Genomic DNA, 13,377 nt, shown 5'->3' on the forward strand with positions numbered 1-13,377 from the left:
TTTTACTGATATCAGGGGTGTTTCACGACTCCACGGCAGGCCGGATAGGTTGCGCATCCCCAAAATTGATTGCCCGCGTTTTGTCCCTTTCTGGCCGTTCTTAGTACCATCGTAGCGCCACACTTTGGGCACTGTTTTCGACTTTGGGGCGTCGTTGACGCTGTGACTGGAGGCATGACTGCGGGGGCGGCTGGCGGTGAGGGAGTCTTCTTCTGGCGCAGATGATTGACGTGCTGTCGGTTGGTGGTAAACCCCCGCTGTAATCTCAGCTGTTCGATGTGTGCCGTCACGGTCTCCACGTCGGCCTGACTGAGCATCACTTCCCGCCGCGCCTTGATATACCGTATATACCCACCGGCATAAACCACATTGGCCGGTATCTCCGTCTTGAACGTCGAATCACCGACAAACACCACCAGCGAGTGAATCGCGGAAGCGGGAATATCCAGCAAAGCTTCCAGCACTTTGACGTGCTTATAGTTCTGGTGCAGTGGATTTTGAAACTTGTTGGTGTGCTTATAGATCTTCTGCGTCCAGGTTTTCTGGTTGGCCGAGCCGAATATCCAGCCCTTCATATTTTTGGTTTCAATTACGAACACGCAGTAGCGCGACACAATGATGTGGTCGATCTGTGTGGTGCCATCATCGGTTTGTAATGTCACATCCTTGATCAGGTGGTATTCGTCCTTGGGGAGAAACAGTCGTGCGGCCGTGTTCACCAGAAACTCACCGGTAATGCCTTTGAACCAGGGGGATTTGAGAACACCTGCCAGAATAGCGAGAGGTATGAGGTACCACAGCGCGCCGTAGACCTGTTGGATGATGGGGCTGAAATCCATTCCTGTATTTCTTCCGTTATGAGTGTCCCGCCATTATAGGAATGTCGCTTCCGGTCGGCCAGAAACATCAACCCTTCGTGTCTCGATTTTCCGTTTATCCACCACAGTCAATCCTTCAGCATGAATGCTTCGTCAAAGGTATGTGGATCTGGATGGCCGCCAGTGAATAGTGCAAGAGCTCATCTCATTCTTTCGATCGGTCTAACAGGGATGCTCTGTGAGCCGGTTTTGGCTGACGCAGTATCAAGTTCGATCGAGGTATTTACCGATTCAATGAACCCTGTTGTGAATAATGTGGACGGTATAACGGTGTACTACATAGACCGTATTGACCGACTTCAGAAAGAACTCTCCAAAGACTTGCCAGCGAATCCCGAAGCCGCAAAACAGGCTGCCATTCGTCGATTTCAGGGTATGGATAATAAACTCAGCCATGAACTGGAAAACGCCGCTAACGGTTTGGTGCAGGCGATGCAGTACGGCATTGATCGCTACCCGGCTATTGTCTTCGATGGCAATGCGGTGGTTTACGGTATCACCGATGTTCGAGCGGCAACCCAACGGTATCGGCAGTGGCAGGCCGGGGAGGCTCAACCATGATGCGCGCTATCCGCCGCTGTGGATTCATCCTGCTGATGTGGGCGCCCCTCATGAGCCATGCTGGAACCATCTCTACCACGGAAATCGTTTCCCAAACCACGAGTGCCGCACTCAGCTGTATGCGCTGGATGCCAGTGGGGATGTGCTTTTGGCTGCGCTGTTCCATTTACGAATGCGATGTCGAGACCTCAATCAAAGTTGGTCATTACCAGCCGGATGCGGTGGTGAGCAGCTACAACGAACTCGGTAGCAATCCCTGGACAGAGATCCGCAGTATTCTTGGGGCTGCCCAACGTTCCGCCGCGACAGGACTGCTCGGCAGCTTGTTGGCCGTGCCCATCGAGAGCGCCGGGAATCGAACGGAAGGTGGGCAGGGCAACAAGGATCACCGCAATCTGATCTTTCGGGAGACCGATGTCATCGGCCACCCTTTAGGTTCGCTGTCGGGAGTCCTCGCGGGTACCGGCTATTTGTGTGAATCGGAAACCACCTCCTTTTATCCCTATTTCATGTCGAGTTTGGATGCGCTCTCCTGGCGTATGGAAATCCCGGAGATGTTCTATCCAGCGAGTCTGATACCCGGCATGCGGGAAATCGGTAATTGGCCATTCCAAACCTGGGGTGGTGTCTACCCCAGAACAGGCTGGACCACACAGGCAGAGGAGCCCAAGGCCGCAGCAATCAATGCTCAGCGAGCCGGAGATATCGTGACCCGGAACGGTCAGCCGCACATTTACGATCAGATCGAACCGTCTTCCAGCTCCGACCAGCGGATTTGGTCGCCGGGTCCATTGGTTGAAGACGATCCCGCCACCGGTGAGTGGCAGATGTTGTTCCCCAAAGCAGAATCAAGCTGCGCTGTTTTTGGCACCAACGATCTCGCCAGCGCCAATGGTTGGGGTGGTGGCCGCGTGGACGAGGAGGGTGATTACGCCTGGAACCTGTGGAGGCCTTATCAGTGCTGTGAAAAAGAAGGTCAGTTTTTTCTGTTCGACATCAACTGGATCAATTACCCGCCATGATCAAATACAACCCTATTCACTGTCTGGTGATCGCTTTGGCGGTCGCCATTGGCCCCGGCAGCTATGCCGCTCAGGCGCCCACGGAAGATGGGCTGTGGTATTACGAGATCGGTGGCGCCGAACCGGTCTCGGTACCGGCCAATCCTGCCGTGGTCTCCACGACGTTGGGTGGCTCTGCGCAACTGGGACTCGGCTACAGCTGCGGCAAGTTCGATCCGGTGGCGGCGGTCACCAATACCTTGAACGACATCGGTTCCGGTGTTGACAACATGATGAACGCCATGACGGCTGCGGCCACCAGCGCCATAGCGTCGTTACCGGCGCTCATTCTGCAACGAGCCAACCCCGGCCTGTACGATCTCTTCCAGAATGCCCTGATCAAGGCCGAAGAAACCATGCAGCTGGCGACCAAGTCCTGCGAGCAGATGGAGGCGGAGATTGCCCAGGGCAAGAACCCCTACGCCGATCTGATCACCCTATCCAAGGGTAACGACTGGAAGGTGCAAATGGGTATTGGCGGCAATGATGCCGTCACCGCCAAAGGCACGGTGGAATCCTCTAACGGCGATAACGGTGTGCCCTGGATCGGTGGGCAGGCCGGAGGAGCCGGCCAGCCAGTGCTGGAGTTCACCGGCGATATCGTCGAGGCCGGATACAACATCAATATGAATCGCGCCGTGACCGACACCAGTCCGGTACCGGCCGCATCGGCCACCCGTCTGTCGAAAATCTGGGGGTCGCCCGGCGAAGCCCGGGACTGGACCGTGGATGTGGTGGGCGAGAATATCGTCACTACCTGCGATACCTGCCGCAAGGACAGCATTCCCGGTACGGGCCTGCTGCCGAAGCTCTATCAGGAGTCCGCTACCGTCACCACCGAGATCCAGAACCTGGTCAGTGGCGCGACACCACTCACTCTGACTAACCTGGAGCAGATCACCGCACCCGGCGTGGCCATCACCCGCCAGGTGATCGAAGCGATCCGCGAGATGCCGGCCTCAGAGCAGAGCCTGATCATGGGCCGCCTGGTCTCCGAGATCAGCACCGCGCGCACGGTTGAGAAGGCACTGTACGCCCGACGTCTGCTGCTATCGGGGCGACAGGTGCCCGAAGTCTATGCCACTGAAGTCGCCCGCGAACATGCGGACAACTCCATCGCCGAGCTCGATAAAGAAATCGAAAACCTGCTGTTTGAAACCCGTGTACGCAAGGAAGTGGTCTCCGACACCGTTGCCACATTACTGGAGCGAGCGGCTGCCAAACGGCAGAGTTCACTTACCGTGCCAGAAGTGCAGACCCTGGATCCCAATCCGTTGCGAGGTGGGCGTGTTCAATAACATCCGATCAAGGCGAAAAAGCTTTCTGCTATTCACCACCATGGCCGTGTTGCTGACAGCGCTGGTGGGGTATCTCCTGATGCATCGATTACAAACGAATTCCGTGCAATCCGTCCAACAAAGCATCGACGCCTGGCGGACGACGTTGACAGCAATACGCTGGGCAGTGATCGCCGTCGTTGCCCTTGGCTGGAAACATCTGGTTGCCTGGCTGGCTGATGCGACAATCCTGAGCCGGGCCAAAGCAACCAGACTAACAGGAGTACACTGGCGCGCCGTCACCTGGTTGGTTTTGCTCGAATTGGTGTTAGGGCAGGGTGTATTGGTCAATGCCATTGGCTTGATGGTTAGAGCTTGATCGTTGGAGCAGGGCAATGAGTGTCGATAGCTATCTGGAGCTCTTTACTTCCCTTTTTGGCTGGACCTTCTACGGCATTCTGTGGGACGTGCTGGTCAGTACCGGTATCGTCTATCTCCCGTTTCTGGGCATCCTGATCGACAACTGGCGCGAACCGGCGCAGGGCGGTGAGGTTGGCCATGCCAGCGGCCTCTCTCTGCGGCGAATGGAGATCGAGCTGTTCATTGCGCTGTTGGTAGTCGTGCTGGCCGGGCAACCCGCTGCCCTCACGCCACTCAATGCCGGTACCTTGTCCTACTCGCCGCCGCCAACCTTGCTGAATTCAACGCCAACAACCGCGACTGTCGCGGCCCCACAGAGCACCTATGGCACGACCGGCTTCACGGGTTCTGCCGCAACCGTCAATGTTCCCGTCTGGTGGTACGGCGTGATCGCCCTCAGCTCCGGCCTGAATCATGCCATTGTCGAAGGCCTGCCAACCGTGGCAGATATGCGCACCTTCGAGCAACAAGCACACCTGGCCACCATTGCCGATCCGCGACTCCGGCAGGAGGTGAGTGATTTCTTCAGCCAGTGCTATATTCCGGCCCGTTCCAAATACCAGACTGAACGACCAAACACAGCGGCCATCAATGGCATTATCACCACCTATGGCGCCGATGACCCCGACTGGATGGGCTCACACGTCTATCGGGATACCGCCGGCTATTACGATACTCTGCGCCCGGCCAACCAAATCACCGATTGGGCTTACAACGCGGCCAGGGATACGGAATACGATCCGACGACTCCGCCAGCCTGGGGCAAACCCTACTGCAAACAGTGGTGGGAAGATGGGGCCATCGGCTTGCGGGAGAAACTGATCAATGAGGCAGATGCCACATCGGCCGGCTTCTCCGGTCTGGTGGTCGCTATCGCGCCGGCACTGGCCAGCGAGCAGCAAAACGACGCCGTCGCCAAAACGGTTCTCACCAATGCGCCCCCCTCCTGGTCGAGCAATGAACTGATCGCCAATAATGCATCTGGGGCAGGATTGGTCAACACCGCTGGATCCATCGTCAAAGGCGGCCTGGCGACCGGTGGTGTAGTCACCGCATCGGCCCTGTTTTCCGTCACCATGACCGCCGTGTTGCAGTCATTGCCCATGGTCCAGGCCATTATGCTGCTGGGCATCTATGCCCTGCTGCCACTGGTGGTGGTTTTGTCCCGCTACTCCATTGCCATGATGGTGGTCGGTGGCATGGCCATCTTCACCATCAAGTTCTGGACAGTGCTCTGGTATCTGGCCATGTGGGTGGATCAGAACCTGATTCTGTCCATGTACCCTGACGTCAATGTCTTCCTGCAGATCTTCGCCAACCCTGGCGAACATGACGCCAAGCGCATGCTGTTGAATATGATCACAACCAGTCTCTATCTGGGATTGCCGCTGCTGTGGAGTGGGATGATGGCGTGGGCGGGGGTGAATATAGGGCGCTCTATCACTGCAGCTACTTCCCCGCTCGCAAGGCCTGCTGATGATGCAGGAAGGCAGGGCGGCAGTTTGGGTAAAATGGCCGTCTCAAAAGGGATGAAGAAGAAATAGGGAGCTGTTACAAGTCCTCCTCATACCAGCCATCTGGATCAGCTCCAGAGTCCATACGTCCAGTACGAAAATTGTGCTCCCCAAATCGGTCTGAGCCATCTCCTAAGGGACGGTCTTCGCTTTCGTCGTCATCGGCGCTGAATAGAATGCCCACAGCGGTTACGAGCAAAGCAGCACTGGCTCTGAGGATATTGGCAATGCGGTTGACAGTATTCATCGGCAGACTCCACCTGCGGGTTACTCCAGCTCAGATTTAAGTATAGCGCCGTTGGACAAAAAAACTTAGCTCAGCCACTCAATCCTGACGGGGTGGGCCTCAAGTCAATATTTGCAGTTCTGGCGCTTAATGGAAGTATCCGTTGATTGATCTATGTCAATCATCAAGGGCGTTATGTTTGAACTTTCGAGAGAATAAGGTATCTTTCCTAATGTTAATATAACCATTTGCAGATTATGTGGCTTAGCAGATTCAGATTTTACATGGCGATCTTCGCGTTACTGGCTTTTACCAGCCAGTCGTTCGCTGTTGCGAAATTGCCCTGCCACAAGATGAGTCACGAACCTGATGTTCCAGTAATGACGGGGGCAATGGATCATGGAAGCCATACCAAGGCAAACAATATCCAGATCAATAATGCCCTTACGGCTGATGCCGCTGATTGTTGCAGCCAGGATCACTGCTCTCAGTTGGATTGCATCTCTGCAAGCGTTGCGGTGGTGAGTACACTGTCGCCGTTTTCCGTTCAGTTTTCTCAAACCCTCAATACAGCGTATTCGGTTTCCTTCCTCTCCCAGGCAGCTTCCTCGCTGTTTCGCCCCCCCATTTCCCGCTGAAGTAGGGTTGGTACGCCTGAAATTCAGGCGTCTGACGACTCGATAAGCGGGAGATAAAAACTCCCATAACGTATGTTTAAAACGCGCCATCGCTACGAGCGCGTTCACTGCAACTCTTGATTGGGAGTCATCATGAAGCCGTTACATACCTATCTGCGCTTTCCGGCGCTGATTGTATTCCTGTTATTTCTTACCGCTTGTTCAGAAAGCGAAAATCACGCAACTAAAAGCGCAACGATTGCCACGTTGGATGTTTATAAAAGCCGCACCTGTCAATGCTGCCAGCAATGGGTTCACCATATGGAAGATGTTGGTTTTGACACAAAAACCCACCACCCGTCGGACTTGAATCGCATTAAAAATGACTATGGCATAGCACCTGAGTTCCAGTCCTGCCATACAGCAGTGACGAGTAACGGTTATGTGTTCGAAGGCCATATCCCTGCGCGCTTTGTTCAGCAGTTTCTGGAAAACCCTCCTGATGACGCCATCGGCCTTAGTGTGCCCGGCATGCCGGCAGGCAGCCCGGGTATGGAGATGGGTGACAGGTTTACGCCTTACAAGGTATGGCTGCTTAAAAAAGACGGTTCGGCTGACGTGTTTGCATCTGTGAATAGTCGCGATCAGCAATAGGACATATAACGATGAACATTCAATGGGTATTTTTATTGTTTTTGCTGGTGGGGCTTCCTGTATTTGCGCAGAGCCCGGCTAATACGTTGAGTCTGGATGAGGCCATCGCCCATGCCATTGCCACGGATCCCTGGCTGAACGGTAGCCGGCATCGCGAAGACGCTTTGACCAGCGAATCAATTTCAGCATCGACGCTGCCAGACCCCAAGGTCAGCCTGATGGCGGCTAACTTTCCTACCGATAGCTTCGATATCAACCAGGAGCCTATGACGCAGCTCACTGTAGGTGTTAGTCAGATGTTTCCTCGCGGCGATAGTCTGGCGCTGTCCAGCCGTCAGAAACAGGAGTTGGCGGAACAGGAGCCATTGCTCAGGCAGAATCGCCAGGCCAAGGTAGCGGCTACTGTCTCGCAGCTGTGGCTGGAAGCATTCAGGGCCCAGGAGAGCATTCGATTGATTGAGCGGGATCGCTCGCTGTTTGAACATTTGGTAGATGCAACCAAAGCGAGCTATTCGTCGGCACTGGGACGTGCCCGCCAGCAGGATATTATCCGGGCCCAATTGGAGCTTACTCGGTTGGACGATCGTTTGACGGTGCTGCGGCAACAGTCGGAGTCAGCCCAACAGCGTTTATCCGAGTGGGTCGGCGGTCGCGCCCGTCTGCCGTTAGCGCAGCTTGTGCCCAGTCAGTACGGTGATGAGCCGACGTCGGTGGGAGGTCAGCCGGATAGTGATCGTTGGCTCTATGAACAGGTCAATCGGCACCCACTCTTGCTGGCACTTGATCAGCGTATTGATGCAATGGAGACCGGGGTCGAATTAGCGCGCCAGAAATATAAACCTGAGTGGGGTCTTTCCGCCCAATACGGCTATAGGGACGATGATCCCATGGGTCGCGACCGCGCTGATTTGTTCTCTGTCGGTGTGACCTTTGATCTGCCGCTTTTCACCGGCAAGCGACAGGATAAAGACGTCAGTGCGGCCACTTCTCGGGCCGAGGCCTTGAAAACTGACAAGTTACTGATGGCGCGAAAGCTGATGGCGAACCTGGATACGGCCTTGGTTCAGCTACAGCGTCTGAATGATCGTCGCGCGCTCTACGCCGAGCAGTTATTGCCGCAAATGTCAGAGCAGGCCGAAGCTGCCCTGGCCGCCTACAACAACGACGACGGCGACTTTGCCGAAGCGGTGCGCGCCCGCATTGCTGAGTTAAATGCCAAGATCGACTTTTTAACGATCAGGATTGATCGGCTGAAGATGATTGCCGAGTTGAATTACCTCTTGTCCAAAAATGGTTCAGAACCGTTTCCCGCCACCAGCAGTAACCACGCGGAAGGATTAACCCCATGAAGATTCAATTGAATAAATCTTTTTTCATTACAGTTGCCTTGTTGATTGCGACAGCGACCCTTGCTCACTATTCGGCCCTATGGCGTATGAAAGGGACCACGGGCGATGATGACGTTGCAACCGAGAAAAAACCACTCTACTGGGTCGCGCCGATGGATCCCAATTATAAGCGCGATAATCCGGGTAAATCCCCTATGGGGATGGATCTGATACCAGTGTATGAAGACGCGGGCGGCGATCAGGAGATTGGCACAGTCACCATCTCTCCCGATGTGGTCAACAACCTCGGCGTACGTACAGCGCCTGCCACTCGGGGGCAGCTGGACGTCTCTGTCAATACCGTGGGCTATGTGCAATATGATGAAGACCGTCTAGTTCACATTCATCCACGGGTGGAGGGTTGGATTGAAAAACTCCATGTCAAAGCCGCCGGAGATCCGGTCACTCAGGGCGAGCCGCTCTATGCCTTATATTCGCCTACCCTGGTCAATGCTCAGGAAGAACTGTTGCTGGCATTAAAGCGAAAAAACCCAACACTAATCACTGCTGCAATGGAGCGGCTGTCGGCTTTACAGGTGCCGGAATCGGAAATCCACCGACTGAAAAAATCTGGCAAGGTCAGTCAGACCATCACAATCGCGGCCCTGCAATCCGGCGTATTGGACAATCTTATGGTCCGTGAAGGCATGTTTGTGAAACCCGGTATGGAAATGATGGCCATCGGGCAGCTGGAACATATCTGGGTCATAGGAGAAGTGTTCGAGCGTCAGGTCATGAGCGTACGGGAGGGTGATGCAGTGAGCATGTACCTCGATTATCTGCCAGGACGCACGTGGTCTGGCACGGTTGACTATATCTACCCGTCACTGAATACCCAGACTAGAACAGCTCGGGTGCGCGTACGATTCGACAACCCAGACGGCTACCTGCGACCGGGTATGTTTGCGCAAATGACGATAGCGACACAACCCGCTCGGGAGGCGTTGCTCATTCCCCGTGAAGCACTGATTCGCACGGGTAGTCAATCGCGGGTCGTGTTGGCTAAAGGTGACGGGCGCTTTAAATCCATCGCCGTCGAGGTGGGGCGGATTGGCGAGAACCGGGTGGAGATTCTGTCGGGGCTCAACGATGGCGACCAGCTTGTGACTTCCGCGCAATTTTTGATTGATTCCGAATCCAGCAAGACCTCGGATTTTCGTCGCATGAACCACAGCCCGGATGACGATACCCAGCCTGGAACACCGGCATCGGTATCAGTCGGCGCCCGTATTGAAGGCGTCATAGTCGAACACCGAATGCTCAAGCTGGCCCACGACCCCATCGATGCCTGGCAATGGCCGGCCATGACGATGGATTTTACTGTGGACCCCGCGGTGGATCTGGGTGGGCTGAAACCCGGCATGAAGTTGCATGTGGAGATTCAGCGGAACGGGGACAAGCACTACGTGATCAGCCAGATCCATCGACTGGATCAGGTGTCCGAAGATGCGCCCAGGGAGGGGGACGGGCAATCCATGGACAACAGCCAGCATCAGGGTATGAGCCATGATGCGATGGATATGGAGCAAGGCCAGCGCAAAGGGGAGGACAAGCCATGATTGAAGGTATTATCCGCTGGTCTGTCCAAAACCGCTTTTTTGTGCTGCTGGCCACCCTGATTCTGGTAGGGGTCGGAGGTTGGTCCCTGAAAAACACGCCGGTAGATGCCATTCCCGATTTGTCGGACGTGCAGGTGATTATCAAAACCAGTTATCCGGGGCAGGCGCCGCAGGTGGTGGAAGATCAGGTCACCTATCCGCTGACTACTGCCATGTTGTCAGTACCGGGTGCGGTCACCGTACGCGGCTACTCGTTTTTTGGCGACTCCTATGTCTATGTCATTTTTGATGAAGATACCGATGCTTACTGGGCCCGCTCGCGGGTATTGGAATACCTGTCGCAGGTGGCGCCGACGCTGCCACCCAGTGCCAGACCACAATTGGGACCGGATGCGACTGGCGTGGGATGGGTTTATCTCTACGCGTTGGTAGATAGAACTGGTCAGCACGACATCAGTCAGTTGCGCAGCCTGCAGGATTGGTTTTTGAAATACGAACTGCAAACGGTGCCGGGGGTGTCAGAAGTCTCTGCGCTTGGCGGTATGGTCAAACAGTATCAGGTCAAAGTAAATCCGGACAAGCTTCGTGCTTTTAATATTCCTCTCTCTCATATCCAGATGGCCATCCAACGTGGTAATCAGGAAGTTGGTGCTTCTGTTGTGGAGATGAGTGAAGCGGAATATATGGTGCGTGCCAGTGGCTATATCCAGGGTATTGACGATCTGAGAACCATTCCTCTGGGTTTGGATATGAATGGCACACCGCTGTTATTAAAGGATGTGGCCGATATTGAACTGGGTCCGCAAATGCGCCGTGGTATTGCTGAACTTAATGGTGAGGGAGAAGTGGTAGGTGGGATTGTCGTCATGCGCTTTGGCGAGAATGCCCAGAAAACCATTGATGGCGTCAAAGCAAAGTTGGAAAAACTCAAGGTGGGTTTGCCGGAAGGCGTAGAAATTGTCACGGTTTACGACCGATCTCGATTGATCTCTAGCGCCATTGACAGTTTATGGAAAAGTCTGGTTGAAGAGCTTGCTATCGTCGCGTTGATCTGTGTCATTTTCTTATTTCATGTCAGGTCATCACTGGTGGCAGTCGTTAGCCTGCCGCTGGGAATCCTGACGGCCTTTATTGTGATGTACTGGCAAGGCATTAATGCAAACATTATGTCCCTTGGAGGAATCGCGATTGCCATCGGTGCCATGATAGATGGTGCGATTGTGATGATTGAAAATATGCATAAGCATATGGAACGTACGCCGTTGACGCCAGAGAACCGTTGGAAAGTGGTGGCAGAGTCTGCCAGCGAAGTCGGCCCGGCATTGTTTTTCAGTCTGCTGATTATCACCGTCAGCTTTGTGCCGGTATTTACCCTGGAGGCTCAGGAAGGCCGAATGTTTAGTCCCCTAGCCTTCACTAAAACCTATGCCATGGCCGCCAGCGCCGCGTTGGCAGTGACAGTGGTGCCGGTGTTGATGGGGTATTTTATCAGGGGCAAGGTGGTCGCCGAGAGAAAAAACCCCATCAACAGGTTGCTGATTGCAGGCTATATGCCGCTGCTCAAGGGTGTTTTGCGCTTTCCAAAAATCACACTCGCCATGGCTGGCGTTGTGTTTCTTGTTGGGATCTGGCCGCTTAACAAGATTGGCAGCGAATTCATACCCGATCTGGATGAAGGCGACCTGATGTACATGCCCACTACCTATCCGGGCCTGTCCATCGGCAAGGCGCGGGAAATCCTGCAACAGACTGACAAGCTGATTGCCACAGTTCCGGAAGTAGAAACCGTATTTGGCAAAATTGGACGGGCTGAAACTGCTACAGATCCGGCGCCGCTAACCATGACTGAAACCTTTATTCAGTTGAAACCCAGAGAGGCGTGGCGCGATGGCATGACCACCGACAAACTCAAGAAGGAGCTTGATGCGCTGGTGAAGTTTCCCGGCTTGACCAATGCCTGGGTGATGCCCATCAAAACCCGCATCGACATGCTGGCTACCGGTATAAAAACCCCGGTGGGTATTAAGGTGGCTGGCCCCGACCTCAAGGAGATCGAAAAAATCGGCAAGCGTTTGGAGCAGGTGCTCAAAGATGTACCTGGCACAGCCTCAGTATATTCCGAGCGAGTAGCGGGTGGCCGTTATATCAAGGTGGATATTCAGCGAGAAAAAGCCGCACGCTATGGCCTCAATATCGCCGATGTGCAGCAAGTGGTTGCCACCGCTATAGGCGGTATGAACGTAGCGCAGACTATCGAAGGGCTGGAACGTTACCCCGTCAACCTGCGTTACCCACAAGATTATCGCAACTCTCCCGAGCAGTTAGCTCTGCTGCCTATTGTCACGACCAGTGGTCAGCGCATTGCATTGGGGGATGTTGCTCGTGTTTATGTTGAAGACGGGCCGCCTGCCATCAAGAGTGAAAACGCCCGTCTTAATGGTTGGACCTTTGTCGATATCGACGGAGTGGATGTCGGCAGTTATGTGGAAGACGCTATGAAAGTGGTGGCCGATCAGGTCGAACTACCAACAAGCTACTCCCTGAATTGGTCGGGACAGTATGAATACATGTTGCGGGCCAAAGAGAAGCTCTCCTACGTGGTGCCTCTGACTCTGGCAATTATCATCGTGCTGCTCTATTTAAATTTCCGCAGTGTTGCCGAGGTCGCCATCATTATGGGCACCTTACCACTGGCAATGATTGGGTCCATCTGGTTGATGTATTTGCTTGGTTACAACTTTTCCGTTGCTGTGGGTGTGGGTTTTATCGCGTTGGCGGGCGTGGCGGTAGAAATTGGCGTCATTATGCTGGTCTATCTCAACCAGGCACATACGCTTTTCTTGCTTCAGTGTGAGGAGCGGGGCATCACACCGAGTATGAAAGGATTACGGGAAGCTGTTCTTCACGGTGCAGGCTTACGTGTTAGACCGGTGATGATGACGACAGTCTCTACTATTGTCGGCTTACTGCCGATCATGTTCAGTACCGGTACAGGGGCGGAAGTGGTCAGCAGAATTGCTGCACCTATGGTGGGGGGCATGCTCAGTGCTTTGGTATTGACATTGTTGGTATTGCCGGCGGTTTATTTGCTTTGGAAGCAGAGCAAGGGTAATGACGGAACTTAATCAATGAACCTGGCGTACCCGATTATAAAGTTCGGGTGCGCCGTTCTGAATTCTAACCCTATATTCTTGGCCTCTCCGTTGGTTCTGGTTGTGGAAC

12 protein-coding genes are annotated in these 13,377 nt (G+C 54.2%); 10 read left to right on the forward strand and 2 right to left on the reverse strand.

Annotated elements, in window-relative coordinates; all coding sequences use genetic code 11:
• Nucleotides 1–11 precede the first annotated feature (11 nt).
• Nucleotides 12–839, reverse strand: a complete 828-nt coding sequence (locus Q8A57_RS05855) for a nuclease-related domain-containing protein (RefSeq protein ID WP_305170057.1) — start codon at nucleotides 837–839, stop codon at nucleotides 12–14.
• A gap of 210 nt (nucleotides 840–1,049) precedes the next feature.
• Between Q8A57_RS05855 and Q8A57_RS05860 the strand changes: the two genes are divergently transcribed.
• From Q8A57_RS05860 to Q8A57_RS05880, 5 genes are read left to right on the forward strand one after another with little or no spacing between them, the layout of a single operon-like run.
• Nucleotides 1,050–1,439: a TIGR03757 family integrating conjugative element protein gene (locus Q8A57_RS05860; RefSeq protein WP_305170164.1), complete on the forward strand. Its 390-nt coding sequence runs from the start codon at nucleotides 1,050–1,052 to the stop codon at nucleotides 1,437–1,439.
• Nucleotides 1,436–2,461, forward strand: coding sequence for a TIGR03756 family integrating conjugative element protein (locus Q8A57_RS05865; RefSeq protein WP_305170058.1), 1,026 nt, complete (start codon nucleotides 1,436–1,438; stop codon nucleotides 2,459–2,461). The genes Q8A57_RS05860 and Q8A57_RS05865 overlap by 4 nt, the downstream gene beginning before the upstream one ends.
• A complete protein-coding gene (locus tag Q8A57_RS05870) occupies nucleotides 2,458–3,798 on the forward strand; it encodes an integrating conjugative element protein (RefSeq protein WP_305170059.1) in 1,341 nt (446 codons plus the stop codon). Before Q8A57_RS05865 ends, Q8A57_RS05870 begins: the two co-directional genes overlap by 4 nt.
• Nucleotides 3,788–4,156: a hypothetical protein gene (locus Q8A57_RS05875; RefSeq protein ID WP_305170060.1), complete on the forward strand. Its 369-nt coding sequence runs from the start codon at nucleotides 3,788–3,790 to the stop codon at nucleotides 4,154–4,156. The genes Q8A57_RS05870 and Q8A57_RS05875 overlap by 11 nt, the downstream gene beginning before the upstream one ends.
• A gap of 16 nt (nucleotides 4,157–4,172) precedes the next feature.
• Nucleotides 4,173–5,741, forward strand: coding sequence for a conjugal transfer protein TraG N-terminal domain-containing protein (locus tag Q8A57_RS05880; protein ID WP_305170061.1), 1,569 nt, complete (start codon nucleotides 4,173–4,175; stop codon nucleotides 5,739–5,741).
• A gap of 7 nt (nucleotides 5,742–5,748) precedes the next feature.
• Here Q8A57_RS05880 and Q8A57_RS05885 read toward each other — a convergent pair whose 3' ends face one another.
• Nucleotides 5,749–5,958: a hypothetical protein gene (locus Q8A57_RS05885; protein ID WP_008296020.1), complete on the reverse strand. Its 210-nt coding sequence runs from the start codon at nucleotides 5,956–5,958 to the stop codon at nucleotides 5,749–5,751.
• Nucleotides 5,959–6,221: 263 nt separating this feature from the next.
• Between Q8A57_RS05885 and Q8A57_RS05890 the strand changes: the two genes are divergently transcribed.
• From Q8A57_RS05890 to Q8A57_RS05910, 5 genes are all read left to right on the forward strand, one after another.
• Complete coding sequence (locus Q8A57_RS05890; RefSeq protein WP_152025194.1) at nucleotides 6,222–6,575, forward strand: hypothetical protein; 354 nt, start codon at nucleotides 6,222–6,224, stop codon at nucleotides 6,573–6,575.
• A gap of 132 nt (nucleotides 6,576–6,707) precedes the next feature.
• Nucleotides 6,708–7,208, forward strand: coding sequence for a DUF411 domain-containing protein (locus Q8A57_RS05895; RefSeq protein WP_023659436.1), 501 nt, complete (start codon nucleotides 6,708–6,710; stop codon nucleotides 7,206–7,208).
• A gap of 11 nt (nucleotides 7,209–7,219) precedes the next feature.
• Nucleotides 7,220–8,557 (forward strand): TolC family protein, encoded by a 1,338-nt coding sequence (locus Q8A57_RS05900; protein WP_008296019.1) that lies wholly within the window; start codon nucleotides 7,220–7,222, stop codon nucleotides 8,555–8,557.
• Nucleotides 8,554–10,155: an efflux RND transporter periplasmic adaptor subunit gene (locus Q8A57_RS05905; protein ID WP_305170063.1), complete on the forward strand. Its 1,602-nt coding sequence runs from the start codon at nucleotides 8,554–8,556 to the stop codon at nucleotides 10,153–10,155. Before Q8A57_RS05900 ends, Q8A57_RS05905 begins: the two co-directional genes overlap by 4 nt.
• On the forward strand, nucleotides 10,152–13,280 hold the full coding sequence (locus Q8A57_RS05910; protein ID WP_305170064.1) for an efflux RND transporter permease subunit: 3,129 nt from the start codon (nucleotides 10,152–10,154) through the stop codon (nucleotides 13,278–13,280). The genes Q8A57_RS05905 and Q8A57_RS05910 overlap by 4 nt, the downstream gene beginning before the upstream one ends.
• The last annotated feature ends 97 nt before the right edge of the window (nucleotides 13,281–13,377 follow it).

Source organism: Porticoccus litoralis, assembly GCF_030676955.1.
Lineage (GTDB): Bacteria > Pseudomonadota > Gammaproteobacteria > Pseudomonadales > Porticoccaceae > Porticoccus > Porticoccus litoralis.

Bases quoted from the DNA above. Each gene is read 5' to 3' on its own strand.
- Q8A57_RS05895 (WP_023659436.1), top strand. From the start codon at position 6,708: ATGAAGCCGTTACATACCTATCTGCGCTTTCCGGCGCTGATTGTATTC.
- Q8A57_RS05890 (WP_152025194.1), top strand. From the start codon at position 6,222: ATGGCGATCTTCGCGTTACTGGCTTTTACCAGCCAGTCGTTCGCTGTT.
- Q8A57_RS05885 (WP_008296020.1), bottom strand. From the start codon at position 5,958: ATGAATACTGTCAACCGCATTGCCAATATCCTCAGAGCCAGTGCTGCT.
- Q8A57_RS05905 (WP_305170063.1), top strand. From the start codon at position 8,554: ATGAAGATTCAATTGAATAAATCTTTTTTCATTACAGTTGCCTTGTTG.
- Q8A57_RS05880 (WP_305170061.1), top strand. From the start codon at position 4,173: ATGAGTGTCGATAGCTATCTGGAGCTCTTTACTTCCCTTTTTGGCTGG.
- Q8A57_RS05910 (WP_305170064.1), top strand. From the start codon at position 10,152: ATGATTGAAGGTATTATCCGCTGGTCTGTCCAAAACCGCTTTTTTGTG.
- Q8A57_RS05855 (WP_305170057.1), bottom strand. From the start codon at position 839: ATGGATTTCAGCCCCATCATCCAACAGGTCTACGGCGCGCTGTGGTAC.
- Q8A57_RS05900 (WP_008296019.1), top strand. From the start codon at position 7,220: ATGAACATTCAATGGGTATTTTTATTGTTTTTGCTGGTGGGGCTTCCT.
- Q8A57_RS05865 (WP_305170058.1), top strand. From the start codon at position 1,436: ATGATGCGCGCTATCCGCCGCTGTGGATTCATCCTGCTGATGTGGGCG.
- Q8A57_RS05860 (WP_305170164.1), top strand. From the start codon at position 1,050: ATGCTCTGTGAGCCGGTTTTGGCTGACGCAGTATCAAGTTCGATCGAG.
- Q8A57_RS05870 (WP_305170059.1), top strand. From the start codon at position 2,458: ATGATCAAATACAACCCTATTCACTGTCTGGTGATCGCTTTGGCGGTC.